The sequence below is a fragment of the Legionella bozemanae genome (assembly GCF_900450575.1).
GTDB lineage: Bacteria > Pseudomonadota > Gammaproteobacteria > Legionellales > Legionellaceae > Legionella > Legionella bozemanae.
The window spans coordinates 44,675-69,905 of sequence record NZ_UGGY01000003.1 but is presented as its reverse complement, the minus strand read 5'-3'; the positions used below and the strand labels follow the sequence as shown (position 1 = coordinate 69,905).

Sequence of the window (25,231 nt, the reverse complement as noted above, 5' to 3'; positions counted from 1 at the left end):
GGAGGAGTCGATGATTCAAGAATGCAGTAAGAGGTGTCTTATGGCTGATTCGTTACATTTTCTAGTAGTCGATGACTCATTGGGCGAACGCATTCTAATGCGTATGCAACTGCAGAAATTGAATCATAAGGTGGATATGGCCTGCGATGCGAATTCCGGTTTGGAGCTGGCCTTAATGAGGCGTTATGATGTGATTTTAATTGATAAGAATTTGACGCAAGGATTTAACTGCCAGGAATTGATTATGCATATTCAACAGCATTCAGAGTTGAACCAAACAACGCCTGTCGTGATATTGACGAAAAATCATCATATAGATGGAATGCAACCAGATACAATGCAGTGTGTGAAGCCTTTTACATCACAAGACGCTTTAAAACTAATTGATTCAGTAAACCGGTTGAAGCAAACTAAATAAGGTAGCTGTTTGTGTTGTTATTGAGGAGTTTGTATGCATCTATTTTTAAGGAATAAAGTGAAAACAGGAAATACATCATGTTTGAGACTGTTTTTGGCGATGAGCATTATTTTTTGGGGAGTGGCGTTAGTGTCTTGTACTTCGACTCAATCAATCCCCAAAGAGGCTCATCCTGAAGGTCTGTATGCTGGGGATTTTGGTGGTAACGGGGAGCATGTGCATGAATTACATAACAAGAAAGTTCAGGAACACTAAATATGGAAATGAATCTATGGACTTGGTTACTGCTAGGGGTGTTGGGTATTGTACTTGTAGGTGTTTTGGTTTTTCTCAAAAAACAGAAGAAAACCATTCACTTTTATTCTTTTTTAATCATACTCCTAATCTTGGCCGCTATTTTTTTTCATGGAGTATCATTTCAATTGCATTGATAGGCTTTCTGATTGCGCAAAATTTCTCTTCTTTGTCATGTCAATGAATTAATGATGCCCATGCCCATGTCCATGAGGATGATATCCAATGAACGATTTATTAACGAATGCATTATTTTTTGAGTCATCCTTAGAGAAATAATGTTCACAGGAGCATAATAAAGTGACAGAAATTAAAAAACAATATTTCCAATTTTTTAATAAGGTATGTTTTGTCATATATTTTCTTTCTGAATGAACTTATTACACATTATAGACAATGAGGTATTGAATATTAAAGAAATCGATTCTGATTTTTAAATTAATTGAACATGACTTAAGTAAAAATACAGGTCGTTGTGTATTATTTTTTGGAATGACCACCTGAAAAATTCTATTAATGAATTTAGTGAGGTGATAATGAGCAGAGAGATTCTGAAATCTCGTGCTGAATAGGAGGTGGTAATGAACACTGATGTAATCCCACGACGTTTTGTGATTCCATTGGGTACCCGATTGTTTATTGGATTTATGACTCTTGGATTACCTTTATTAATATTGATTATCCTTTTAGTGCCCAAAGTAAACTATATAATCCACCTGAGTCATAAAATTCAAAATGAGAATTTGCCGCCCATTCTTGATTCCCAAATTTATCAAGCTCAAGACATTTTGGAGCATTGGGCAATGACAGGAGACCCAAAAGATAAGACTTATTTTGACCATATATGGAATGAAATTCATCAAGTTAGAGTCCAGGGTGATCAAGTAATCCAAGTGTTAGATAATCAAGAAATACAACATAAATGGAAAAAGCTTCAACAGCTTTATAAATCGTTGCATCAAGCTCAACTATCAATAATAAATGCTCCAAGAGATCCTAATAATCCAGATAATGTAGAGAATAGCAGGAACAAAACACGAGCCATTCAAAAATCAATGATAGATCTCATTGTTGGTCCTTATTCGGAGATAACGGGTAAAAGAGAAGGGGGGCTATTTAGAGACTTATCCAAAGAAATTGAATCCCATATAAATGAAATAGATAAGAATTTAATTTCTTTAAAAGAATCCGCTTTGTGGCTGTTGATTTTAGCAATTGTTTTAACAGTGATTGTCCCTTATATGACTCAGCGAGCATTATCCATTCCACTGGATAATGCAATAAATACTGCTGAGCGAATTGCTGCAGGAGAGCGAAACGTAACAATTGAAATCCTATCGTCAGATAAATTAGGCAAGCTGCTTTTATCCCTAAAAATCATGCAAGATGCAATAAAAAAGAATGAAGAAATGCTTCGTAACCAAGAGGAGGAGACTCGAGCGTTATTGGAAACACTGATTAATTCTTCGAAAAAATTTAGTCTACATAGCAGTAAAGTTGCTTCCGGTGATCTTCGCCATCGTCTTGAAATAGAAAATGAAGGAATATTACAAGATTTGGGTCGAGATTTAAATTCCATGACGGATAGGCTTTCATCGATAACAAAAAAAATTACACAAGCGAGCAGTGATATCGTTACAATGGTGGGAACGGTACTCACTTCTGCTAATAAACAAGCAAAAGAAATTAGTTCCCAAGCATCTGCGATTAATCAAATCAGTGCTTCATTAGAAGAAATAGACAATAGTTCCAAAAAAACTATGGCTAAAGCTCAGGTTTTACGAGAAGTAGCTCAAAATACCTATGAACAGGGAAAGCGAGGTGCTCAATCTGTAGAACAAAGCATTCTGGGTATTAGGGCTGCAGAAGAAAAGATGAAGCTTATTGCGCAAACTATTCTTGATTTAAGTAACCATATGCAACAAATCGGTGAAATTACTTTAGTAGTAAATACGCTTGCCCAACAATCCAAGATGTTAGCATTGAATGCATCAATTGAAGCATCAAAAGCAGGAGAATCTGGAAAAGGTTTTGCCGCAGTGGCAACTGAAGTAAGAAACCTTGCAGAGCAATCAGAACAGTCCACAGTGCAGGTGCAAAAAATTCTTGAGGACATACGGTGTAGCACTGAAAAAGCGGTCATCGTTACCGAGGAAGGAGCTAACACTCTTGATTCAGGAATTAAGCTCATTGAGAAAGCAGGCGACGTTATTCATGCGCTAAGTAAAATGATTAGTGAAGCATCGATTTCAAGCCAACACATTGAGGTGTCTGTTAGGCAAGAAGCAGTTGGAATTGAGCAAATCGTTGAGAGTATGAATGAAATTAATCGTGCTACCGCAACTTTTTCTAGTGGCATAGAAGAGATGATGACATTTATTCATCATTTAGATGATATTGTTAAACATCTAAAAGAGGATATTAGTCTTTATAAAGTTTAGAGGGTTTTATTGAGGTTCGGCCGGGACCCTGACGAAAAGGACCGTTTCCTGTTTATTTTTAATTCAATTTAAATTCCACCCTCAATTTTTCTCTATGTCCCGTCAAGAGTTAATTAATATACAGTTAGCTGATGTTGATTTAACTAATTGCCGAATAAAAATTAATCAAGGCAAAGGTAAAAAAGATAGAGTTGTACCTTTTCACCAGCATTTAAAGAAACTTTAGCACTTCATATAAAACAATATAAAAATGAAAATAGACTTTTTTTATTTGAGTCAGGATTTCGTCGCCACTATACTGATCGAGGAATTAGAAAAATTCTGATGAGATATGCTAAGCTTGCCGGTATTGAACGCTCTATCTCATCTCATAAATTAAGGCATTTTTTGTTTACTTGGCTTAAGAAAAAAAATATTGATGATGCTTTTATTCAACCTTACTCCGGACATGCGAAAAGAGACTCTCTGGAAATTTATTCAAAATTAAGCTTAGCTGATGCACAAGATAAATATAATGATGTCATAGGGGACTTTCCAATCTAATATTTTATATTTTTGCATCAGGGCGCAATGTGATGGACTCATCCTCTTTTAATCGGCCATAGCTTAGGCCAAGATAACTGATTTAACGATTTAAGAGAGAATCCAATGAATAATATTAGCCTTGTAGGTATTGATTTAGCAAAAAATATATTCCAATTGCATGGGATAGATAAGCAAAGAAAAACGATCATAAAGAAAAAAATTAATAGAGCTAATTTGATGGATATTGGGGTAGCGACCCCATCCGTGTCAGAATTTACGGTTTGACATCTAAATTTGCTCTAAAACCGTAAATTCTCTCACATCCTCTATTTCCGATTGATCAATAGCTGCATCGGTAAAATAAGTACCCATCGTAATCAAATGCTTATGTGGTAAAAGTGATATATGAGTTAGTGTATTATCGCTTATAACTTCGCCGTTGTTTTTAAGTTGGGTAATAATTTCTGTCATTCTCATCGTATTCCAATATGGCCTACTGCTCCGGAACTTGTATATGGACTCATCCGGGATTGCAATATGTTCTAATGTAGTGAGGTTTGCATTTGTATATCCGGTAATATTTTAGAGTATTAAATTAACTCATACCTTGATGTGATTCGTCCTCTGTCTCCTTTATCGCGCCGTCGAACATAATAGCTCAGCAAGTTCCTCAGGTATAAACAGAGTAGATTTTACCTTACTTTCATCATCGCATTTTGCAAAACTTAGATAATCACTTTTCTTTAATTACAAACAAAATATATAAAACTAACTTGCTAATTGATATTTATATTCTTCACCATAATACATTATTGCCCAGGCATGCCGCGCATTTTTATTAGCGATCGCAACGCATGCTTTATTAAACCCTCTATCTTGTTTTATTCTATTTACCCAAGAGTTTAAAGGAGTTATTTTTTTATCGGAAATCTTTGCCACTGAACGTCCGCCATTGATTAAAAGATTTCTTAAAGTAATATCACCTCGTTTACTTATTCCCATTAAACATTGTTTTCCTCCGCTTGAATGTTCTTTAGGCACAAGGCCCACAAAAGCTGCGAAATGGCGCCCATTTTTAAAGTTTTTAGCATCGCCTATTTTTACTACTAATAAAGAAGCCGTTAAGGGTCCAATACCCTTTAATTTCATAAGGCGTTTACAGTTTTCATTTCTAAGACATATATTTTCTAATTTTTTATCATATTGAGAAATTAGCCTAATTAGATGTAATACTTCTTGGTAAATTTCATAAATTTCTTCTCTAGCTATTTGTGTTAATTCATTACCAGCATTCTCCAAAATTTCTGGGATTTCTTTAGTAAAGAAAGTCATTCCTTGCCTCATGACAATACCGTATTCTGTCAAAAAACCTCGCGCTTGATTCGTTAAGGCCGTCCTTCTTCTTACAAGCTCTTCTCTTCTTCTATGAATTAGTTGGATGTCTTGTTGCTCTAGTGATTTAATAGGAACCGATGGCATACCATCCTGCATCGCTGCGGTTACTATACCTTGAGCATCATTCGCGTCATTTTTATTTCCTCGAACAAAAGGTTTAACATGCTGCGGGCTAATCAACATTACTTCATGCCCCATACTTCTAAAGATTCTTCCCCAATAATTTGATCCTGCACAAGCTTCCATTGCAATTTTGCAAGGATTTATGTTTCTTATAATATCCATCAAATTAGCTCTATTAATTTTTTTCTTTATGATCGTTTTTCTTTGCTTATCTATCCCATGCAATTGGAATATATTTTTTGCTAAATCAATACCTACAAGGCTAATATTATTCATTGGATTCTCTCTTAAATCGTTAAATCAGTTATCTTGGCCTAAGCTATGGCCGATTAAAAGAGGATGAGTCCATCACATTGCGCCCTGACGCAAAAATTGCTCTCAAGAGATTTATTTTAAGAAGTTGTACTATTATAAAGAATGAACGTTGATGATAAGCTTGCTTTAGTATTTCATAAGGAGCTGATCTTACATTAGCAATATTGACACTAACATCCAAACAAAGGGATGTCGTTTATTGGCCTCTGTCACCTACTTAAGAAAAAAACGTATTTTAAAAAAATCGATAATCAACGTCTATTTTTCTATTAGTACATGAAAGTACCCTATAATTAACAAATAAAAGGACTAATTGAAAGGAGAAATCCTATGTTTAGGGATATCGTTCTATTTTTTGCGGGATTTGAATTTTTTCATACGCTGGCACATGTCTTTTTTGCATTTTTAGTTCCTTTAGATCTTAAATTTATAATTCTGACTCCCACTTTAAATACTTGGTCAATTGTTATCAATGCCCTGATTACTCTAGCTCTCCTTTGGTGGGCAAAACGATTACGAAGTAAGTAGTTAATTATCAAAACAATTAGGAAGAAATATGAATAACATTAAATATGGATTTGGAAAAAAGACATTGTATTCATTTGATGATGCAATTAAAAAAGTTACCGAAGAAGGGGTTCTAAACGCTAACCGTCGAAATTTCCTGCAATAATTAATCATCCCAAAATTCTTTAAATTTTACGGGAGCAATTTCTGTGTACCTTACGGTATGTTGAATATTTTTATGACCCAAATAATGTTGAATACTGCGAGTATCTCGACCGTCATTAGCTAATTTGAAGCCTGTTGAGTGGCGAAGCATATGAGGGTGTGTCGCCAAGCCAAGTTCCGCTTTTTCTCCTGCTCTTGCGATAATTTTTCTGAAAGTATCTGCAGTAATGGGTGCTTTACGCTCCGTCATAAAAACATAATCTGTTTCTGGATAATCGCGTTTTAATTGACGCAAAGCCCGAATCTCTGGGCCAAAAAGAGGGTGACTGGCTGGGATTCCATTTTTTTTGCGAATCACATGAAGTAGACCTTGTTTTAAATCTATTTGAGACCAGCGTAATGAGATCAATTCAGATACTCGTAGGCCATGTCGATAGGCAATTAAAATCATTGTAGAGTCACGTAAGCCATGCCGCCCTAATTGCTTTGCAGACACAATAAGCTTATCTACCTCAGCCGGAGTAAGGTATTCACGTACCCTCCGTTCACTATTTTTTACTTTTTTAGGCGGTTTCATGATTCATTTTTATATACTTTCCCTAAAAGAGTTATTGGAGTCATTTCCAGACACCCAAGCAACATGTTTATTTATAATGCAATTCATGATTTAATTTTAGCAAACTTTCCGATAAAGGTATTCTTTAGGGAGAGTTTCTTAGTAACATCTTGTCTCTTTTTTAATTAAGATTTTTTATCATGCGTGCAAGCAATGAAAGATTAACCATTTTATCTGAGGCAGAGCAAGCTGCCTTGTATGAAATCCCTGATTTTGATGATGTTCAGCGCTCGAACTATCTCAATCTCACCCCTGAAGAACAAGTCTTGATGCGCAGCCGTGATGATTTATCAGCCCAAATCCATTGCGCCATACAAATAGGTTACTTCAAGGCGAAACATCGGTTCTTTCCATTTAAGTGGGACGAGGTGCAGGAAGACATTGATTTCATTATGGAAGAGTATTTCCCAGAACAACAGTTTCATCCAACCACTATTAGCAAACACCAATATTATGCACAATGCACCGTGATTACAGCGCATTTTGGTTATCAGTCTTGGTCAAAAGAGTTTGAACCCTTATTGACTGCCCAGGCACAACAGATTCTGCGTCGTGATGTTAGCCCACAATTTATTGTCATCGAATTATTGGCCTTTATGCAGAAAAAGAAAATCGTGCGTCCTGGATATACCACCTTGCAAGTGATTGTGAGCAAAGTCTTAAATGCTGAACGCAACCGGCTAGGATTAATTATTCGAGAATCCCTGACGATAGATGATAAATCAGCTTTGCAAAAATTGTTGCTGGAAAAAGAATCAGAAACGCTTTCTGGATTAGCGGATCTCAAGCAAGATACAAAAGATTTTAAAGCACGCATGATAAGTGCTGAGCGTGAAAAACTTCTCTCGATAAAACCCCTGTATCAGTTAGCTAAATCGCTCTTACCTACACTCAATCTTTCTCAGCAAAACATTCACTATTACGCAAGTCTTGTTGATTATTATGATGTTTATGAATTACGGAAGAAATTAAAATCTGAGCAGACCTACCTTTATCTTCTGTGTTATCTCTCTTTGCGATGCCTTCAATTGAATGATAATTTAATAGACGCTTTTTGCTTGAACCTCAGACAATTTGAAGCAGATCTTAAAGAAAAAACTAAAGATGCTTATACAGACTATGCCGTAAGTAAACAAATTGATTCTTTTGTTATGCGTCGATTTGCACGATTATTTATTAACCAAGAGTTAAATGATAATCTTAGTTTTGGCGATGTACGCAAAAAAGCATTTGAAACAATCATTCCTGAAGCAGAATTACGCAATAAAATACCTGAAGAAAATGAAGAAGAATTAAAGCCCATCGATTTTCAATGGAAACTGGTTGATACTTTATTTCATCGATGTCAGCTGCAGTTACGACCATTAATGATGGCTATTGATTTTTCAAGTACTGTAGCTGACAGTCCTTGGCTTGCAGCCATTGCCTGGCTTAAGGAGCTATTTGGTGCCAACAAAACGATAAACCAATATCCAGTCACAGCATGTCCTGAGAAAACCAGACCAAAACGGTTAGAAAAATATTTATTTGATACGAATGCTAAGGGTGAGAAAAAATTCCATGCCGATCGCTATGAATTTTGGATTTATCGCCAACTTAAGAAACGGCTTAAAGCAGGTGAATTCTATTTGGCAGATAGCATCCAAAACCGTTCGCTTCAGCAAGAGCTTAATTCAGCCAAGGAAAAAGGGGCACTAGTGGAACCCTTAGATATTCCAGCATTGAGAAAGCCTATTAAGAGCTTACTGGACGAGCGTTGTGCTGAATTGCGATCAGAATGGTTGAAATTCAATTCTGATTTTACCCAAGGTAAGCTCAAACATCTGTACTATGATGAACAAACCAAAACGCTTCATTTAAAAAAATCGAATGATGACAAATATGATGAAGACGCTCAACACCGTTTTTATGAGCAATTGCCTTTATGTGATATTACGGATGTACTTCGATTTGTTAATGAACGGAGTCGCTATTCATCTGCTTTTACTCTCATACAACCTCGCTATATTAAGTTGCTTGCTGATGAAAACACCCTGAATGCTGTGATTATCGCGCAAGCGCTGAATAACGGCAATCTTAATATGGCAGAAATTTCAGATATTCCTTATGCCAGTTTGTTGGATGTTTATCAATCCCGAGTGCGATTGCAAACATTAAAAAAAGCCAACGATATGATCGGGGATGATATTGCACAAATGCCTATTTTTCCTGATTACTCGTTGGATATAGCAATTCTTTATGGCGGGGTGGATGGGCAAAAATTTGAAGTGGCAAGACCAACACTTAAAGCAAGACGTTCCAAAAAATACTTTAAAAAAGGCAAGGGTGTTGTGGCTTATACGCTGCTGGTCAACCATATCCCACTTCAAACTGAGTTGATTGGTGCTCATGAGCATGAAAGTTATTTCGCTTTTGACATTTGGTATAACAACACCAGCAGTATCATGCCTGAGGCCATTACAGGCGACATGCATCTTATTAATAAAGCTAACTTTGCTGTGATGGACTGGTTTGGTGGTAAACTGTGCCCTAGATTTACCAATTTGCAAGCCCAACTCAAGCATCTTTACTGTGGTGATGATTTATCACAATACGCAGATTGGTTAATCAAGCCCATAGACAAAATTGATCGCCAACTCATTGAGGATGAATGGCCTAATATCGAACCTATTATCAAAGCGTTAGGCTGTAAAGAAATCACTCAAAGCATTTTGATTAAAAAATTATGCACGTACAGCGCCTCAAACAAGACCAGAAAGGCACTATTTGAATACGATAAATTGATCCGTAGCATCTATACCCTGAAATATTTGCAAGACAGAAAATTGCAACGAGACATACATCGTTCTCAAAATCGGGTAGAATCCTATCATCAATTGCGTATGGCTATTGCAACTGCCTATGGTAAAAAGCAATTATCAGGCAGGGGAGATCGTGAAATTGAGATCAGCAACCAATGTGCCAGGCTTATTGCCAATGCGATTATTCATTATAATTCGGCAATCCTATCCAAGCTCAAACTCAAATATGAAGCTGATGGGGATCACAAGGCATTGGCGCTGTTAAGGAAAATTTCACCTGTAGCTTGGCAACACATCCATTTTCAGGGGCACTTCATTTTTTCTGGTGATAAAATCATTGATCTTGATGCAATAATAAACAAAGTTTTCTTGCATGGAGTAAAAAAGAAAAAAGTGGTTGGATTTAGTCCGGAAATTTCGACGGTTAGCGTTTAGAACCCCAATATTAATGTCTATTTTATTTCCATAGATTAGATCATAAAGCGAATGTCCTTCATATTCATTTAATCCGATATTTTTAGCGTTTACTGCAATAAAATTAGCGATTAATGTATATATAGAAATACCAGGGGCTTTCCCAAGATATTTTTTTGAATACCGCGACTGAATCGTGCTTTCGCTGGTTGGTAATTTTTGGCCATCGCCATCTCCCAATGTTTTGTTGTCTATTAAGTCCCATATCTTGAAAATAGGCAATGAATACACAAGGTTTCCAGCCTTGTCATTAGCCAGGCCCATAGTATCCATACGAATATAATCTTCGTGAGTAGCCCCGTAAAAGGTTAAAACTCATATCAGACATTTCAGCCATTTTTTTAGGCTTGATGCCGAAAGCATCTCCCAGGATGCATGCATTTAAGGCTGATTTAAAGGGCTTTTTTTTCTTGTACTTAGTTTTCATATGGGTAAAAACACACCACATATCAGCGAAGTCCCCCATGAACATCATAGTGTCAGGGAGCTTAACCTGAGGAAGAGTTCTGAAGAAACTGTCGTCAAGTTTTTCAACGCGATCATAACTTAAGCTCCACTCAAGCTCTCCTTCTTTATTTTTTGATATGGAATGCTTGATTTTCTCCAGAATGAATTCTGGAAGTAGTTCGTTGCCACGCATGATCCAGAGCATTAAGGGCATCATCCAGCCGCTGATCACAATAGACAGGGGATTACAGTTCATTTTTTAGAAAATCTTAAGGCATTAAAAAATAAAGCTGTTATATATTAATTACCAGGCGATATTTAACTATCGCCTATGGATTTGCATTATAAATAAAAAAGGCGATAAAAACGCCTTAAATTTGATTGTATGATTTTTAAATATCATATTGAATTTATTTTATTAATTTAGATTAAATATTTTTCTCAAGAAAAGAAGCTTGCTTGCAAAGAATCGCCAATTAATTGCTCTGATTGTTTTGTTTTTGAATTTTCAGTGATTGTTTTCTTATTTGTTTTCGGCGGTTTCTTTGGTTTGCCGTATTTGGTCATCATCAAAGAAAATACCAGCGAAAAAAGGCAGTGATCAATGAGGTATTGAGTGGCATGATATTTTCTCTGCAGGCGTAATTTAATGGCTTGATAAAACGCCGCTAATGCATCATCAAAATAACTAAAGGCTTGAACACGGGTGGTGCCAAGTTTGCTGTTGATACGGCCATTACTTAAAGAGAGTGTCCAATCGCCCAACAAATCTTGTGATACTCTTAGCTCATAATAACGTGATTCTTTTTCGAATCGTATGTAGTGATAGGGTGCTTGCGGAAGGTGAAGGTGAATCAACCAAAATGAATTAAATAAATACATTAAAAAATAGCCAGACTTGAAATGCGTTTAAGGCGATCGGGGTTATCTTCTACATATTCTGATGTAGTGGCAATATGAGCATGACCCGCAAGTCGCGCCACCGCTTTAATATCTGCACCTTGTTCTATAAGCCGTGTTATAAAAGTGCGACGTCCTGAATGTGAACTGGCACCGACTAAACCTGCTTTATCGTATAATTTGCGAAACCATTTTTGTAATACATCCGGTTGAAAACGACTCCCTCTTTGTGTCTTGAATAGAGGGGCTTTGAAATTAAAGAGTTCTTGCTCTTTTGAATGAATGGATTGAATGTATTCATTTAATGCAGCGACCACTTTTTTATTTGTCAGGTAAATATGACGCTGTTTTTCTCCTTTGGTCATGGCTCGTTTTAAATTCACTTCCTCTAAGATATTGAACTCATAATCAATGACATCTTTAAAGGTTAAAGCGGAAATTTCTTTAACTCGCAGACCTAAACCAAAAGAACAATAAATTAAGGCAACGTTTCGTAATGCAAAAGAGGAGTCTTTAGCAATAATTAAGAGTCTTTTAAATTCTTGCTCGTTTAAAACCCGTGCTTTTCCTTCGCGTGCCATAAATGAATAAAGAGATCTTTAAATAATTAAAATTATAACATTTAAAGACCTCTTGTGCTATAGTGGATTTACTTGAACTTCGATAGACCGTGAAAACATTGAAGAGATCTTATAATATACATTTCAAGACCTCTTTGGCATTGATTCATTTTTGATAAGTTCATAGTGCGAGGATTTTTTTGAGAACGTGGGTAGTGTTAGTAGAATCAAAGGAAAGGGCAATCAATGATCGCTTTGCACCGTACTCAACATTCTGTTTCGGTTCTTTGTTATTGTTTATAATGGTGATTACTGCAAAATCGATTATTTGGAGGGATATGTAACATGTTTTTAGGGGAGTGTAATTTAAAGTTGGACCCAAATTATTTCAAAAAACAATTAAATGCAGAACCTATTTGTCCTATCGCTGATGCTATTTACAGTGATTCAACTATGAAAGAGGATTTTACTCGCTTAGTTTATACCCGCTGTCAGAGTAGTTTGCCTCCAACAATCTTTCATTTGCAAATTACTATAGGAACTGAGCAACCACGAGAGGCCAAGAGCTCGAATTGGTATAATGATATGGTTACTCCTTTTTTAGATTTTTTCTATAAAGGTGGTGTAAGTAAATGGCTTGGAGAAAATGAATCGCATTCGTTGGATGATTTAGGATTAATCAGTTAATACGGGTTAGTAATTTATTGGCTTAATCAAGTTGAAGGATAAAAAATGAACGAAGAAAAAATAAATTTTTCACTATTGGATGAGCATTGGCTTTTGATTGAGCCATTACCTGATCAAATTCAGCCGCTCAATAGAAATGTATGTGAAGTGGAACAGTCGATTGGTGTTTCATTAAAAGAACTCATTTCAAATAGAGTCGAGGACGATGAAATTCAAAAGGAAATTGGCTAAGAGTAATGCGCCAGGGATAATTACGGGCTTCAGAGGCGCTCATTTAAAAATACGTCTGGAAGGTCAGAAAAGATCATCTCTATACCACCCCACTTGGGAAATGCAGTACGTGTAATTCATAGCTCATTAACTTGTACCAGCAATGTTTTTTGATAAAAATACCAACCTAACTTACAGAGATCATGATATGAATTCTTCAGTACAAATGGATGTAAAAGTTTTGGCCAACAAATGTGAATTATTTGGGTTAATAGATCGGACATATCAGATCGAAGCTCTTTATAGAAAAGGCGAGCTTCAGCAAGGAACCTTTATTTTAGATTCTTTAAGAGAAAGTTTGAAGGAGCTATGTGAAAGGTCTTCTAAACTTGATAATAAGTAACATATAGGTTACTATTTAAGTATGAAAATAAAAGTTGCATCTTATATAACTAAAGAAGGCATTGATCCATTTGCTAAATGGTTTGATAAATTAAATGCTATTGCTGCAGCAAAGGTATCTACGGCGCTATATCGTATGGAGTTAGGAAATTATTCTAATGTCAAATCTCTGGGAGATGGTGTTTTTGAATATAAGATTGATTTTGGCCCTGGATATCGTATCTACTTTGGGCAAGATGGCGAGGAACTAGTGATTTTAGTTGGCGGTGGATCAAAAAAGCAACAGGATAAGGATATTAAAATCGCTAAAAATTATTGGCAAGAGTATAAGTTAGCAAAAAGACGAGGGTAGTATTATGGCTTTAACAAGAGAATTTAAAAGTACCATCCGAGACAGAGCACAAAAAGACTCAGAGTTTAGAAAGGCTCTATTAATCGAGGCCGTTAATTCTTTATTAGCAGATGAGCTTGATGTCGCAAAATCTTTATTAAAGGATTATATTAATGCTTCTATTTTATTTGAGCCCTTAGCAGAAAGGGTTCATAAAAATAGTAAAAGTTTACAAAGAATGTTTAGTTCCAAGGGAAATCCTACGGCGCAGTCATTATTTTCAATTATTCATGTTTTGCAAGAAGCAGAGGGAATAAGGCTGACTGTGAATGAAACGCATTAAATATTTGAGTCTTTAAAAGGAAGCAATAATGACTAAAATAGATAGTCACTTTATGAAAAAAAATTTGGGCAATAAGGTTTATCCGTTATACGGAGGGGTTTCCAGGTTAAAAAATGATTCTATCTTAAATAAGGCAAAATTTATCATTGATACAGGCTGTGAATCAAATCTTACAATTTTATTCTTATCTGAAAATAGATCAGCTCCGTTAAAAACGATGCCAGGGAAGGGGCCCAAAGAGTGACATTAATGAAAAGTGATTTTCTTATTTTAGTTTCTTTTTTAATAGGCATAAAACCATTATCTACTATACAGAGAGAAGCTTTAATAAAAATTTTTGATTCACATCCAACAGAGACAACATTGAAAGAATTATTCCATGCCTGTCTTAGTGACAATTTGTCAAATTATAATTTGACAATGGAACAAATAAATAACCTTATCCCTTTGTGTGATGCATTTGAAAAAGCCGTTGGTTTGCCGAATTTGGATATCGTTTTAGAAGAAGCCAAAAAGTTTCAACAGCTGCTAAATTATACTGAATAAGATTAAAATATTAATCGTCTAGCGTACTTTTTCATACCATGGACCCTAGCCCCATATAAAACGATTATGCATACGTTCAATCTTGAATTAAAAAAAATGGAAAGCTATTGGTTATTCCTGCTGAATATTATCCAAGATACACTGACATTGTAGCTACTAAAGAAAATTTATTTTGCCTTACACCCATTAGCCGATTTGAAGCGTTTCTTAAAGCAGTGGAACATTGTATCTTCAATCCTGTTTTTGCGGTTCTATCAATTATTAATCTGAGCCTGTGCGCACCATTATTAATTCGTGATGTAGGAAATAAAGAAGCCATATATTATTTCTACCTATTTATAGGCTTCATTATTTCTTACTACAGCACTAAATGCTATCTTGGGCTCATGAGAAAAGATCCCATGTCTATAGAGGTGTGGCAGAAAAATTTGGTTATAATTCATCATCCAGCCCCCTTAAGCCTTATGATGAGCGCATGTTTAAAGCTATTATCACTATTAATCGAATAAAAATCCCCCGAAAAGATTATTTTTTTGATGATTTATATGGAATTATTTTTGGACCTTCCAACTTAAGGTTGGTAAAATAATCAAATACAGGCATCATTTTCAAATTAAGAAATTGTTTGGGTTCTTTTTAGCTCTAAGGTTTTAATATTTTCTTCTTCATCTTCACGGATGAGCCGTTCTATCAATCGCGTGGGAAATTTTAATGTTTTGGCGATTATAAAAGGAGATTGTTTTTCTTGGTAATGTAATTGCAATACTTCTTTTTTATTAATGGAAGCAAGGAATTCAAGATAAAACTCTTCTTCTGCAGAAATGTGTTCTGAATCATGTTCTTCCATAAGAGATTTAATAAGATTTTTTTCTTCCTCATCAGGGGGTATTAAATCGAATATTGAGCTTACTATTAATTGGTTCATTTCTTTAGCCTGTTTTATAAATTTCAACTCTTCCTTTGGAATTGATTTGCCTGTAACGGCGCTCTTATGGGCTATGTTTAAAACCATCTCAATATGATGTAGAAAAGTTCTGATATTATCTTTTTTATCAAAGCTATTTTGTGAACTGAAATATAACTTAGCTTTTATATAGTAATAGCGCTCCTTATCTAATCGCCTCCATTTTTTTGTATTTGGATTTGCAAGCCATGAATTGAGTGTTGCAACACTTACATTGGCTAGTTCGGCAAGTTTTTCAGCAGTAATGTTTTCTTTTTGCTTTAATTGAATTAATAAATGGTTATAGGATTTTTTATTTTTAAGGAGCATTTTTATTTATAGGCGTATTTGATACAAAGTATCATTTTATATTAATTGATACTTTGTATCAAATGAATTGCGGTTATTAATTATTCGACTATATTCACCACCCAGTGTGGTGTAGCCATAATTCAGAAATAATTTTCTTTGATTCCTGATTCAAAATTGATAGGGCTTGTACAAAATTGGGCGTTTGGGTTTTTTCAAGAAGTTTTTGGCCGTCTTCTGGATCAAAAAATGAGTACATCATCGCTAATAAAACTTGTTTTCCATGGCTATACCCACCCATAGCGTTCTGTATAAAAGTATAGTTAGGTTCTAACTGCCATTTTTTCTGCGCCGCATCAATGGATGATGCTTGTATATTAAAAAATTCAACGCCTACTATTTTAATTCCTTTTTTCCATGCGGCAACGAATAAATCTTCAGACATATGTTGTTCGCCCTTAATAAAATTCATCCATTATACCTTAGGATGCAAAATACATTAACACCCATGATGTGCAAAGAGGCGGAAGAAAAAATGTTACTGATTTTATGCCCATGTGGTAGGACAAGGTATTCATTTGTGTAAATAATTATCCGCTTCAAAGTTAATTGAGACTTGGGGAGTAATTCAAGAATTAATTTATGGGATGTTGGCATTAATAAACAAGCCATAATGTGATTATATTAATATCTGGTTGCTTACATTCTTTTGACGAAAATATAGAGGGATGCAAAACTTAAAATTTTGGGTTGGACAATCTGATTTCGCACGCAGATTCAATTAATAACACCAATAGTTTATACTATTGGACTGCTTGCAATTATTTGAAAATTAAGTATTATTGATATCTAATTTGGCAATTAAACTTTTTGCAACGCCCGTTGCAGAAAGTTTTTGAAATTAAGTTATCGTAGTCGTATAATTTTCGCTCACGACAGGACAGTGAGCAAAAATTTTGTGCTTGGAAGACAAATTGAATTGAAATCGATTAGTCAACCCAACAAAGGAACCAAGTATGTCAAAAGAAATAACTTTTCATCTCGATCATGATTATAAGTCATTTTTAAGTGCGCTTAAAACTCAAATAAAATCCTCACAATTCCGTGCAGCACTGGCCGTAAATCAAGAAGTTATCAACCACTATTGGTACATTGGCAAACAAATAATTGAGAAACAGAAGCAAAAATCTTGGGGAACGGGCTTTATTGAAACATTATCTCGAGATCTACAGAATTTATTTCCTGAAACCCGGGGTTATTCAGTAGCAAACATCCGACGAATGAAACGTCTTGCCGAGGAATATCCTGATTTAAATGAAATTCGCGCACAAGCTGTGCGGGATTTACCTTGGGGACATATTGTTGTTTTAATACAAAGAGTTAATGATGCTATCATGCGTGATTGGTATGTAAGTCAAACCATTGAAAATGGTTGGTCACGCTCAACACTTGAAAAAAATATTAATCAAAATTTATATCAATCTCAAGCTTTACCCTCCAGTAAAGCATCTAATTTTATACACCGATTACCAGCGGCACAATCATCACTTGCGCAAGAAGTACTTAAAAGTCCATATAATTTTGATTTTTTAGGTCTTCATGATGATGCACTTGAGCGCGAAATTGAGCATGCTTCCATTGCACATATTACCAAGTTTTTATTAGAGCTGGGCAAGGGGTTCTCATTTGTTGGTAGTCAATATCCGATGGAAATTGATGGCGAAACTTATTTCCTAGATATGCTCTTTTATCATTTAAAACTTAGGGCATTTATTGTTATAGAATGGAAGGCAGTTCGCTTCAAACCAGAACATGCTGGACAATTAAATTTTTATCTCAACTTGGTTGATCAGTATCTTAAAACGGAACACGATAACCCTAGCATAGGTTTATTGCTTTGCAAATCAAGAAGCAAAGTCATTGCTGAGTATGCTCTAAAAGGCATAGAAAAACCAATAGGCGTTTCTGAATATCAACTTACAAAGGCAATTCCTGAAAACTTAAAATCAAACCTGCCAAGCATTGCAGAACTTGAAGCAGAATTCAGTGAAGATAATATTGATGGTAGTATGCATAAGACCAAATGATCTATTAATTTATTTTAAAATTAGAGTGTGACCATGGCAAGTATTCCTATACCACAACCATTGATAGACACTTGCCAACAGCTTAAAGAAAAAAATTGGCAAGCATTTATACCACCATCTTTTGCGCCATATGACCTAATTTTTTGTCTCGACTTTTTAAAACAATATGATAACAATAATGCCACATTTGAATCATATCGTCGAGAAGTAGAACGATTAATTCAATGGGCTTGGCTAATTGAGAAAAAATCATTACTGGATTTGAAACGGCAAGACATTGAAAATTACATGCAATTTTGTTTCAACCCACCAAAATCATGGATTGGGTTTAAAAAAGTAGCACGATTCATTATGCATAACGGTGAACGCATTCCCAACCATGAGTGGCGCCCATTTGTAGCCACTGTAAGTAAAATTGATCATAAAAATGGACTGAGGCCCAATAAGCAAAACTATCAATTATCACAAAAAGCAATTCGTGAAATTTTTACGGTGCTGAGCAGTTTTTATAATTACTTGGCCTTAGAGGAAAAAGTATCCATTAACCCGATTACTTTGATCAAACAAAAAAGCAAGTATATCCAAAAAACTCAACATCAAGCACAAGTGATGCGCTTGAGTGAAAAACAATGGCAAACTTGTCTTGATACAGTTAAAAATATGGCAAATAATGCGCCCGATAGACATGAACGGACATTGTTTATTATTTCTGCGCTTTATTTATTGTACTTACGTATCTCTGAGCTATGTGCCAGTGATCGTTGGACTCCAGAAATGCGACATTTTTATCAAGATAGCCAAGGATGTTGGTGGTTTAAGACGGTAGGAAAAGGTAACAAAATGCGAGATATTGCCGTACCTGATGACATGCTTGCAGCACTCAAGCGATATCGTGTCAGTATGCAGTTAACCCCACTTCCTTCGATGAATGATCAAAGCCCTCTATTACCTAAAGAAAAAGGCAAAGGAGCAATGACTAGTTCAAGACACATTCGTCGCTTGGTTCAAGACTGCTTTGATAACACCATACAAAATTTAAGAAACACCGGCTTTTCAATAGAGGCTGATAGTTTTGAGTCAGCAACAGTACATTGGTTGCGCCATACAGGTATTTCCGATGATATTAATATGCGTGGGCGTCCTGTTGCACATGTACGCGATGATGCTGGCCATAGCTCAAGTGCCATTACCGATCGATATAATGATATCGATCTCATTGAGCGGCATCAGTCAGCCAAGCATAAAAAACTAATATCAGGTGGTGTACTCAAATAATTCTGTCAGCAATGCCGGCAGTTTGTCATTTTACTTTTAGTCGTTATTTTGATATTCGAGGTTACTTTTCTTTTCTGGATGATTCGATCTTCGCTATAAATTCAAAATAGAAAAAACAATTTAAATTTCTAGATCTGTTCAAACATTTACATTTGGCAAAAATTCTTGTAAGGTTCCTTCATTCAAACTTCCAAGAATCGTCATGGCTCATATCAAAAATTATTTACCTTCAAATGAAGAAGAATTAAATCAAATCGTTATAAAAAAAATAATTGATGCAACACCATTTAAAATTGGTGATTACGTAAAAATTTTAACTCATGATGCAGATGAGAAATGGATTATTTCTGATTTTTCTGTAACAGCAGATGGAGAGCCAGCTGCTTTATTAGAAAGTGATACATGGCATACCTTTGCGCTACTACAAGACATCCAATTCTATCATCATTGATAGAGATTGAGTTCTAAGATTTGAAAATATGCGTTTTGATCTTGTTTGGTTACTGACTGATATTTTATAAGATTATCAATGTCGGAAACAGCAAAATTAGTAATTATTATTTTTGAGTGACACAAATATTATGACCCATAATTTAAACCACACAACTTCTAATAAAAAAACCCGAATATCAGGTTAATTATAGGAACTATTCAAGGAAAAATTAAAGCAAACTGAAAATCATTGGCTATTCACTCAAATAGATGACTGTATTGCCCTTTATCACAATAAAGTTTCAGAGTTGATGTTAAAATAAACACGGCCATGTTTGCCTTGCTTGCTAGAAATCGCTCTTGATTTGGAAATCGCTCAATAGCCGTTTTTTCTTTAGAATTATAGACATTAATTTTAAACATTAATTCCATTGGTTCATATATATCCAATTGATCTAAACAATCACTTAAAGTGACCTCACTCTTTTTATGAAGATGATTGATTAAACAAGTTAATACATGAGTGCAATAGTCTCTCCAAAAAGAATCTTGCACTTTGTTATTCGAATGGATAATTAATTTTGCTGATTCATAAATTGTGTTTATTGATACAGGCGTACTGTTATTCATGATACGCTCCTCCATAAAAATACCTAAATGGTGTTATGCTGATTGATCAATGTAAACGATTTATTGGACCATGAATAATCTCCCCAATCCATAGCAATGATAATGAGTCCTAAGAGGTTTGTGCCCGCAATGGTTGTGGCTGCTTTTGAAAAGTCCAAATTAAGCCTAATGTAATAATCACTATCCAAGTTATTGATTTGCACCATGAAGCATAATAATAAAGCTGTATGAAGTGTTGTGGCTGATTTAGAGGGGGAATTACATTAGGGGATGAAAATAAACTGATATTATTACTTACAATAACTGCTGCTGTAAAAAGGAAAAATCCTTTTAAAATAAACTCATAATTCTTCATTTTAACAGAAGAAAGAATAATCAAAACAAGCGCAGGCGATAGCAGCAAAGCAAACCTTGGCCAGTAAAAAATATGGATTATTGGGGTAAATAAATCGCTATAAGAGGAAAATACCCCTGACTTTAGAGCGGTTTCAAAAGAAAGCGACAAATAAGACAAAACTAACAATAAAAACGATAAGTAGTGTATTGGTGTTTTTAAATTGATGCGCATAATAATAGTTTCCTTTTGGTGGCACGTGTGAGCCGTGTTTTAACTCACCTCTTATTCTTTAGGATATAGTGCTTTTCCAGAAACAGTTGCTATTGCTTGTATAGGAATCGCATTTTCCTCATCATTAGAACAATTTAAGCTGATGATGTTAGCTATAGCTGTTGCTGTATCGTAATCAGGCTTAATATGTGTATCTGACGAGGCGACACATGATGTATTCCCAATGAATAATTTAAACCGTCCGTGGCTCAGTTTTTCTGAGACGTCAAACGGTTCTAGCGTAACTCCTGATAACACTGCCCCAGGGGAAATTGTTTTTTCCTTGTGATCTGTATCAGATGGAAGCTTAAATTGTTTTGTTATTATAATATGCGCTGTTTTACCTGCTTCAACATAAATTCTATTGGGTTTTTCTGATGAAATCGAATGGGTATTTTTTTCTTTGTTTTTTATTAAAAGGAGTTCAGGAGGCATTGGACCGATAATTTTTAGTTCTGGTGAAGCCCAATAGATGGCTTTATTATTGCCCAAAAGTTTGTAAGGCAAAAACACCACGTCATGTTCCCCCATATTCCAAAAAACACCACAAAATAGATGCTTATCACCTACTGTAGAGCGTTTTAACAAATTACCTTTGCTGTCTGTAAAGCGATCACAATAATGGTTATTTTGGGTCTTTGGCACTTTTAATGGGGAGTACGCTAATTGAATTTCACCATTGGCCCCCATAAGAAACAATTGTCGTGAAGCAATTGCATAGAAATCATAGCTCAATTTAGCAATGAATGGAGACAAAAACAGCACCAAGATCCCTAGCTTTATACCCAAGCGCCGCGATGATTTTTCATTGAAAATAGAAAATAGAATGCACCACATAAGCACAAGCCCCAGAACAATGATACAACCGTTAGTAAATGTTAAGAACACTATCAATACCTCTCTTGTAAAAACTATCTATGCAAATGGTTACCATTTTATCATATTATTTTTTATAACATTTAATCTTATTAATTAACTCATTTTTATTGAGTGCATCTATTTTATGTATGATCTCCTTAGGATTATGCCCTTGATCGAGCAATTGTTTAGCCCATAACATAAACACATCATCCTCGGTGAGAATTTTAAAAAGAATATCGTTTTTTTCATCGAGCAATACTTCAACTGCACAGGCCACAAGCCATTTTGAGGGTGTTGTTTCTCCGCTAGCCATGCCTTTAATAGCCATAGGAGAATAGCTTTTATCTTTATCAAATAAGGTTATTGCTTTGTGATGCAATTTCTCAGAACGATTAACAACGGCTTGTAATTCTGAAAAAATTGATTTTATTTGATTACTAAAATCTTGCTTTTTATATTCGGCAAGGTTTACTTGATTCAGTAACGTTAAAGCCTGTTCTTTGCTGGAACCTGAAAGCTTCCCTACTGCAATTTTAATTTGCTGTATCATGCTGCTAACCATAGGTTCAAAGATATTTAACTCCACTTTTTGCTCGTCACAAATAATTTCAATCTGCTCCAAAACTTCGATAAATTCATAAGGTAGTCGAAAACGCAAATCGAGCAACGTGCTTGTTGGTGAAGGATGCAAGTGCTGGTGAATGGCCTTAAGATTTTGCATGAACTGTTTTAATTCAATTGTTTGATTAATTGAAAGATTATTCCAACCATCGAATAAATCCGGCTCATTCATATGAAAAGAACCATAAATGCTCTTCCCATCCGTTGATTTGACGTAAACCCTTGAGGGTCTACGCAAATTTTGTTTCACTTCGAATCGCAATAATTTTTTCATTAAGAAGCCTCTAATAAAGTAAGTGATGAATTGTTGCAGTATTGCAATGCACAGTCTTTTGCATCGTTTAATCGCGTGTACGTTTTGTTTGTTGCCAAATCAATATAGTATTTTTTACCAGATTGTTTGTAATCGTATTTAGAACGAAATGCAAACACGGACGTATTAATGAATCCTCCCAATAAATAGGTTCTCATTACTGGGGTTATTGCTGTTGTATCCTGTCTTATTGCATCAAAATATCGATCTAATAAATGGTGTTCATTTAATTCATAAAGGTTTTTTAGTTTTTGTAATCGATGGCCATGATGATGCATGAAATAAGGAACACCGGAAATATTTATTTTTCTGGCACGTGTAGTGTACTGACTATAGAAAGTTGCTCTTCGCAAAGAATAATGAGGTTTGAAAGCATGCAATACAGGCACTGTTGTATTATTTCCGTACAGGAAAATAAGGTTATTAAATTGAGCATCAAGGATGGCTTTTTGAGTTCGTGCATCCAATAATTTATTTTTTATTGCCTCTAAAGAATAAATCATTGCCTCAATACCCTGTTGATTCATTTCAGGAATATCCCCCAGAGAAAGTTCTACCTGATAATCTAAACGCTCCAACCGCCTTAGTGCATTACACAGCTGGGGGTAATGAACAAGGGTATTTAATTCCAGATAAGTGCCGATGGCTTCTTTAATGGACAACCTATTCCAGTAGGAATAAGAAATATCCTGATTTCTGGTAGATGAAGATGTAAGCATTAACGCTCTCAATAAATCGTTTAAAGAAAAGGCCAGCTCAAGTGGTGCATTGGTTTGATTTAGATGAATCATAATTACCTCGTTTTCTTTTATTGTCCTAATGACACTACGACTTAGTTTATTTACAAGAACCAAATTTGTCAACAAATAAAATATATAAAAAAGATAGATTAAATACATCTTTTATATTGACTACTTAGTTATGATCTGCCATACTATAGATGTTCACTTAGGAACATAATAGATAAAATAAGGAATAAATCATGATTAAACACCCTCTTCAAATCGGTTCCATTCTCTATGCTTCTTGGGGTTACGAGCAAACTAACATTGATTTTTATCAGGTCATTGATCTAATTGGAACTTCCACTGTAGTACTCAGAGAAATTGCACAAGAAAAAATCACTGAACGAAACGATGCTTTTTGCGGAAAAACAAAAGCCAAACCTAATTGTTTTATTGATGAACCATTTAGAAAAAGAGCAAACGAGCAAGGCAGAGTACGCATGAATTCCTTCTCTCATGCAAGTCTTTGGGATGGCACTGCTCTTTATTATTCCTCTTATCATTAGTATTCGAAAATACTCCCTGCATAAGCAGGGAGTTACCACTAATTACTAATTAACTGTTTAATAAAGAATTGGAGATTTTGATGAGCAATATATCAACAGACGGAACAAATAGTTTAATACAAGAAATCAGCATCGTTTGGTCTATAGAAGATGTGTTGGATGTAAGGCCTCTACTCAGCAAAGAGCAGGCAAGTACCGTACTACAACACCTAAAAGAAAATCATGATGCCACCATAGGTATTAATTGGGATGTGATAGAAATCGTTTCAGACGATTTATTCTTAACCGAAGAAGAAAAAGAAGAAGAGTAATCCAGTTAAGTAGGCTAGATTTTTTCTAGCCTACTCACCTATCAGGAGGGAGCACAATGGATTATTTAAATTTATAGGAGCAGTTAGCGGGTGTACCAATAAACGATGAGGACGAAATTGAAGAAGATTTTCTTCATTTTGAAAAAGGAACGAATAAATTCGAACTCTGGACATGGTTTGATGGAAAATTACCTAAAGGAATCGCACATGAGTTATTTAAGATGTCATAACTATTTAATTGTTATAAATAGGATTTTTGCCCTCACCCTATTCATGGGGGCTTTTTTATCCTTTCCTGCTCATTCAGGGTATTCTAAATCATTTAGAGTTGCTCATACCTATGGAAAGACGAAACCGCAGCAAATATCGCCTGTAGTAAAACATTCTAAATTTTTAACCGGATTAGCCGCAGGCTCTATTTTATTTTCGCAAAAGGGACATCCTATCTCTTACAATGAGCTTGATTTTGAATCACCTGATGGTGAGCTGTATAGTGAATACGAGCGCAACAATCAATTATTGGCTCAAGGTGGCTTGCCTCAGAATAAGCGATTAGCATTAGAGCGCAGAAATCAGCAGATAAAAAACAGATTAATTGCGTTCGCTGAAAAAAGATACATGAGCGCATTCACTCTTCAATTGTTTCCACTCAAAGAAAAGGTAATTAAATCAAAAATTGAAAAATCGTATAACACTAACGAAAAACCGGATATCCAAGTAAAACGCAAACAGTTCTTTTATGAGCTCAGGTTTTCAGATGAAAGCCCAAAACCAATAAGTGATTTTGATGTGGTGAATATTAATGAAATGAAACCTAATAACGCACATCCCTATCAATTTACCTATGCAGAAACCTGGGGGAATAACACCATTAAAGTAACTTTGAGAGATAAAAAAGATAAAAAGCTTGTATTAAATTTATCTCACTCTTACTACGTTCCAAATGCAGCAAGAAAAGACATTTTGGAATCCATGCTAGAAAAGTTGGAATATGTATGGCCATTTCTATTCCTGCTGTTACTGTTGAATTTCTTTTTTTAAAATTAAACAA

At 35.1% G+C, this 25,231-nt stretch carries 36 protein-coding genes and 2 pseudogenes; 23 read left to right on the top strand and 15 right to left on the bottom strand.

Going from position 1 to position 25,231, the window contains the following annotated elements; genetic code table 11:
* The first annotated feature begins 40 nt into the window (after nucleotides 1-40).
* The 3 genes from DY223_RS17680 to DY223_RS19295 are packed head-to-tail and all read left to right on the top strand — an operon-like array spanning nucleotide 41 to nucleotide 849.
* Nucleotides 41-418, top strand: coding sequence for a response regulator (locus DY223_RS17680; protein ID WP_058460954.1), 378 nt, complete (start codon nucleotides 41-43; stop codon nucleotides 416-418).
* Nucleotides 419-451: 33 nt separating this feature from the next.
* On the top strand, nucleotides 452-673 hold the full coding sequence (locus tag DY223_RS17675; RefSeq protein ID WP_235810599.1) for a hypothetical protein: 222 nt from the start codon (nucleotides 452-454) through the stop codon (nucleotides 671-673).
* 2 nt (nucleotides 674-675) lie between these two features.
* On the top strand, nucleotides 676-849 hold the full coding sequence (locus tag DY223_RS19295) for a hypothetical protein (protein WP_165483280.1): 174 nt from the start codon (nucleotides 676-678) through the stop codon (nucleotides 847-849).
* A 48-nt stretch (nucleotides 850-897) separates the two neighbouring features.
* On the opposite strand, the gene DY223_RS19290 is transcribed toward DY223_RS19295, so the two are convergent.
* Nucleotides 898-1,068, bottom strand: a complete 171-nt coding sequence (locus DY223_RS19290) for a hypothetical protein (RefSeq protein WP_165483279.1) — start codon at nucleotides 1,066-1,068, stop codon at nucleotides 898-900.
* A 225-nt stretch (nucleotides 1,069-1,293) separates the two neighbouring features.
* Here DY223_RS19290 and DY223_RS17670 point away from each other — a divergent pair, with 225 nt between their 5' ends.
* From DY223_RS17670 to DY223_RS19165, 3 genes are all read left to right on the top strand, one after another.
* Nucleotides 1,294-3,153 (top strand): methyl-accepting chemotaxis protein, encoded by a 1,860-nt coding sequence (locus DY223_RS17670; protein WP_064115114.1) that lies wholly within the window; start codon nucleotides 1,294-1,296, stop codon nucleotides 3,151-3,153.
* Nucleotides 3,154-3,387: 234 nt separating this feature from the next.
* The gene (locus tag DY223_RS17665; RefSeq protein ID WP_202972305.1) at nucleotides 3,388-3,696 is read left to right on the top strand and encodes a tyrosine-type recombinase/integrase; all 309 of its coding nucleotides are present in this window, start codon (nucleotides 3,388-3,390) and stop codon (nucleotides 3,694-3,696) included.
* A 105-nt stretch (nucleotides 3,697-3,801) separates the two neighbouring features.
* Nucleotides 3,802-3,963, top strand: coding sequence for a hypothetical protein (locus tag DY223_RS19165; protein WP_154669249.1), 162 nt, complete (start codon nucleotides 3,802-3,804; stop codon nucleotides 3,961-3,963).
* Nucleotides 3,964-3,966: 3 nt separating this feature from the next.
* On the opposite strand, the gene DY223_RS17660 is transcribed toward DY223_RS19165, so the two are convergent.
* The gene (locus DY223_RS17660) at nucleotides 3,967-4,155 is read right to left on the bottom strand and encodes a hypothetical protein (RefSeq protein ID WP_115684393.1); all 189 of its coding nucleotides are present in this window, start codon (nucleotides 4,153-4,155) and stop codon (nucleotides 3,967-3,969) included.
* 291 nt (nucleotides 4,156-4,446) lie between these two features.
* Nucleotides 4,447-5,472: an IS110 family RNA-guided transposase gene (locus DY223_RS17655; protein WP_058460659.1), complete on the bottom strand. Its 1,026-nt coding sequence runs from the start codon at nucleotides 5,470-5,472 to the stop codon at nucleotides 4,447-4,449.
* A 369-nt stretch (nucleotides 5,473-5,841) separates the two neighbouring features.
* On the opposite strand from DY223_RS17655, the gene DY223_RS17650 reads away from it, so the two are divergent.
* Nucleotides 5,842-6,039, top strand: coding sequence for a hypothetical protein (locus DY223_RS17650; RefSeq protein WP_058460656.1), 198 nt, complete (start codon nucleotides 5,842-5,844; stop codon nucleotides 6,037-6,039).
* 28 nt (nucleotides 6,040-6,067) lie between these two features.
* Nucleotides 6,068-6,145 (top strand): annotated as a pseudogene (locus tag DY223_RS19725) (DUF302 domain-containing protein); the annotation flags it as partial.
* 39 nt (nucleotides 6,146-6,184) lie between these two features.
* Here the strand turns inward: DY223_RS19725 and DY223_RS17640 are convergent.
* Entirely contained in the window at nucleotides 6,185-6,760 is a 576-nt protein-coding gene (locus DY223_RS17640; protein WP_058460655.1) for a tyrosine-type recombinase/integrase, read from the bottom strand.
* Between the two features lie 179 nt (nucleotides 6,761-6,939).
* Between DY223_RS17640 and DY223_RS17635 the strand changes: the two genes are divergently transcribed.
* Complete coding sequence (locus DY223_RS17635; protein WP_082642487.1) at nucleotides 6,940-10,035, top strand: Tn3 family transposase; 3,096 nt, start codon at nucleotides 6,940-6,942, stop codon at nucleotides 10,033-10,035.
* A gap of 63 nt (nucleotides 10,036-10,098) precedes the next feature.
* Here DY223_RS17635 and DY223_RS19875 read toward each other — a convergent pair.
* From DY223_RS19875 to DY223_RS17615, 4 genes and pseudogenes are all read right to left on the bottom strand, one after another.
* A pseudogene (locus tag DY223_RS19875) lies at nucleotides 10,099-10,338 on the bottom strand (Tn3 family transposase); the annotation flags it as partial.
* Entirely contained in the window at nucleotides 10,325-10,726 is a 402-nt protein-coding gene (locus DY223_RS17625) for a Tn3 family transposase (RefSeq protein ID WP_058460654.1), read from the bottom strand. The pseudogene DY223_RS19875 and the gene DY223_RS17625, both read right to left, overlap by 14 nt.
* Nucleotides 10,727-10,962: 236 nt before the next feature.
* Nucleotides 10,963-11,403, bottom strand: coding sequence for a WGR domain-containing protein (locus DY223_RS17620; protein ID WP_058460653.1), 441 nt, complete (start codon nucleotides 11,401-11,403; stop codon nucleotides 10,963-10,965).
* On the bottom strand, nucleotides 11,403-12,002 hold the full coding sequence (locus DY223_RS17615) for a tyrosine-type recombinase/integrase (protein WP_058460652.1): 600 nt from the start codon (nucleotides 12,000-12,002) through the stop codon (nucleotides 11,403-11,405). Before DY223_RS17615 ends, DY223_RS17620 begins: the two co-directional genes overlap by 1 nt.
* A 324-nt stretch (nucleotides 12,003-12,326) precedes the next feature.
* Between DY223_RS17615 and DY223_RS17610 the strand changes: the two genes are divergently transcribed.
* From DY223_RS17610 to DY223_RS17575, 8 genes are all read left to right on the top strand, one after another.
* The gene (locus tag DY223_RS17610) at nucleotides 12,327-12,668 is read left to right on the top strand and encodes a hypothetical protein (protein ID WP_058460651.1); all 342 of its coding nucleotides are present in this window, start codon (nucleotides 12,327-12,329) and stop codon (nucleotides 12,666-12,668) included.
* A 45-nt stretch (nucleotides 12,669-12,713) separates the two neighbouring features.
* The gene (locus DY223_RS17605; protein WP_058460650.1) at nucleotides 12,714-12,899 is read left to right on the top strand and encodes a hypothetical protein; all 186 of its coding nucleotides are present in this window, start codon (nucleotides 12,714-12,716) and stop codon (nucleotides 12,897-12,899) included.
* Nucleotides 12,900-13,041: 142 nt separating this feature from the next.
* Nucleotides 13,042-13,281, top strand: coding sequence for a hypothetical protein (locus DY223_RS17600; RefSeq protein ID WP_064115134.1), 240 nt, complete (start codon nucleotides 13,042-13,044; stop codon nucleotides 13,279-13,281).
* A 21-nt stretch (nucleotides 13,282-13,302) separates the two neighbouring features.
* Nucleotides 13,303-13,632, top strand: coding sequence for a type II toxin-antitoxin system RelE/ParE family toxin (locus DY223_RS17595; protein WP_058460648.1), 330 nt, complete (start codon nucleotides 13,303-13,305; stop codon nucleotides 13,630-13,632).
* Between the two features lie 4 nt (nucleotides 13,633-13,636).
* A complete protein-coding gene (locus DY223_RS17590) occupies nucleotides 13,637-13,954 on the top strand; it encodes a hypothetical protein (protein WP_058460647.1) in 318 nt (105 codons plus the stop codon).
* A gap of 28 nt (nucleotides 13,955-13,982) precedes the next feature.
* The gene (locus tag DY223_RS17585) at nucleotides 13,983-14,198 is read left to right on the top strand and encodes a hypothetical protein (protein ID WP_058460646.1); all 216 of its coding nucleotides are present in this window, start codon (nucleotides 13,983-13,985) and stop codon (nucleotides 14,196-14,198) included.
* Nucleotides 14,195-14,500, top strand: a complete 306-nt coding sequence (locus tag DY223_RS17580; protein WP_160116294.1) for a hypothetical protein — start codon at nucleotides 14,195-14,197, stop codon at nucleotides 14,498-14,500. Before DY223_RS17585 ends, DY223_RS17580 begins: the two co-directional genes overlap by 4 nt.
* 107 nt (nucleotides 14,501-14,607) lie before the next feature.
* A complete protein-coding gene (locus tag DY223_RS17575; RefSeq protein ID WP_058460644.1) occupies nucleotides 14,608-15,009 on the top strand; it encodes a hypothetical protein in 402 nt (133 codons plus the stop codon).
* Nucleotides 15,010-15,113: 104 nt separating this feature from the next.
* Here the strand turns inward: DY223_RS17575 and DY223_RS17570 are convergent, their stop codons facing one another.
* Both DY223_RS17570 and DY223_RS17565 read right to left on the bottom strand, forming a co-directional pair.
* Nucleotides 15,114-15,773: a hypothetical protein gene (locus DY223_RS17570; RefSeq protein ID WP_058460643.1), complete on the bottom strand. Its 660-nt coding sequence runs from the start codon at nucleotides 15,771-15,773 to the stop codon at nucleotides 15,114-15,116.
* A gap of 94 nt (nucleotides 15,774-15,867) precedes the next feature.
* Entirely contained in the window at nucleotides 15,868-16,224 is a 357-nt protein-coding gene (locus tag DY223_RS17565; RefSeq protein ID WP_058460642.1) for a hypothetical protein, read from the bottom strand.
* Between the two features lie 544 nt (nucleotides 16,225-16,768).
* On the opposite strand from DY223_RS17565, the gene DY223_RS17560 reads away from it, so the two are divergent.
* From DY223_RS17560 to DY223_RS17550, 3 genes are all read left to right on the top strand, one after another.
* Entirely contained in the window at nucleotides 16,769-17,839 is a 1,071-nt protein-coding gene (locus DY223_RS17560; protein ID WP_058460641.1) for a PDDEXK nuclease domain-containing protein, read from the top strand.
* Nucleotides 17,840-17,872: 33 nt separating this feature from the next.
* On the top strand, nucleotides 17,873-19,114 hold the full coding sequence (locus DY223_RS17555; RefSeq protein ID WP_058460640.1) for a tyrosine-type recombinase/integrase: 1,242 nt from the start codon (nucleotides 17,873-17,875) through the stop codon (nucleotides 19,112-19,114).
* 202 nt (nucleotides 19,115-19,316) lie between these two features.
* Nucleotides 19,317-19,565, top strand: coding sequence for a hypothetical protein (locus DY223_RS17550; RefSeq protein WP_058460639.1), 249 nt, complete (start codon nucleotides 19,317-19,319; stop codon nucleotides 19,563-19,565).
* 239 nt (nucleotides 19,566-19,804) lie between these two features.
* On the opposite strand, the gene DY223_RS17545 is transcribed toward DY223_RS17550, so the two are convergent.
* The 5 genes from DY223_RS17545 to DY223_RS17525 all read right to left on the bottom strand — a co-directional run bounded on the left by DY223_RS17545 (nucleotide 19,805) and on the right by DY223_RS17525 (nucleotide 23,369).
* Nucleotides 19,805-20,176, bottom strand: a complete 372-nt coding sequence (locus DY223_RS17545; RefSeq protein ID WP_058460638.1) for a hypothetical protein — start codon at nucleotides 20,174-20,176, stop codon at nucleotides 19,805-19,807.
* A 109-nt stretch (nucleotides 20,177-20,285) separates the two neighbouring features.
* The gene (locus DY223_RS17540; RefSeq protein WP_058460637.1) at nucleotides 20,286-20,744 is read right to left on the bottom strand and encodes a hypothetical protein; all 459 of its coding nucleotides are present in this window, start codon (nucleotides 20,742-20,744) and stop codon (nucleotides 20,286-20,288) included.
* Nucleotides 20,745-20,795: 51 nt separating this feature from the next.
* Entirely contained in the window at nucleotides 20,796-21,620 is an 825-nt protein-coding gene (locus tag DY223_RS17535) for a hypothetical protein (RefSeq protein WP_235810578.1), read from the bottom strand.
* A gap of 106 nt (nucleotides 21,621-21,726) precedes the next feature.
* Nucleotides 21,727-22,539 carry a hypothetical protein gene (locus tag DY223_RS17530; RefSeq protein ID WP_058460636.1) on the bottom strand — a complete coding sequence of 271 codons (813 nt, stop codon included), beginning with the start codon at nucleotides 22,537-22,539 and terminating at the stop codon, nucleotides 21,727-21,729.
* Entirely contained in the window at nucleotides 22,539-23,369 is an 831-nt protein-coding gene (locus tag DY223_RS17525; protein ID WP_058460635.1) for a hypothetical protein, read from the bottom strand. The genes DY223_RS17530 and DY223_RS17525 overlap by 1 nt, the downstream gene beginning before the upstream one ends.
* A 191-nt stretch (nucleotides 23,370-23,560) precedes the next feature.
* On the opposite strand from DY223_RS17525, the gene DY223_RS17520 reads away from it, so the two are divergent.
* The 3 genes from DY223_RS17520 to DY223_RS17510 all read left to right on the top strand — a co-directional run bounded on the left by DY223_RS17520 (nucleotide 23,561) and on the right by DY223_RS17510 (nucleotide 25,221).
* Nucleotides 23,561-23,869, top strand: coding sequence for a hypothetical protein (locus DY223_RS17520; protein ID WP_011212515.1), 309 nt, complete (start codon nucleotides 23,561-23,563; stop codon nucleotides 23,867-23,869).
* Between the two features lie 80 nt (nucleotides 23,870-23,949).
* The gene (locus DY223_RS17515; RefSeq protein ID WP_011212514.1) at nucleotides 23,950-24,180 is read left to right on the top strand and encodes a hypothetical protein; all 231 of its coding nucleotides are present in this window, start codon (nucleotides 23,950-23,952) and stop codon (nucleotides 24,178-24,180) included.
* A 207-nt stretch (nucleotides 24,181-24,387) separates the two neighbouring features.
* Nucleotides 24,388-25,221 carry a hypothetical protein gene (locus tag DY223_RS17510; RefSeq protein ID WP_235810577.1) on the top strand — a complete coding sequence of 278 codons (834 nt, stop codon included), beginning with the start codon at nucleotides 24,388-24,390 and terminating at the stop codon, nucleotides 25,219-25,221.
* Nucleotides 25,222-25,231: the final 10 nt, after the last annotated feature.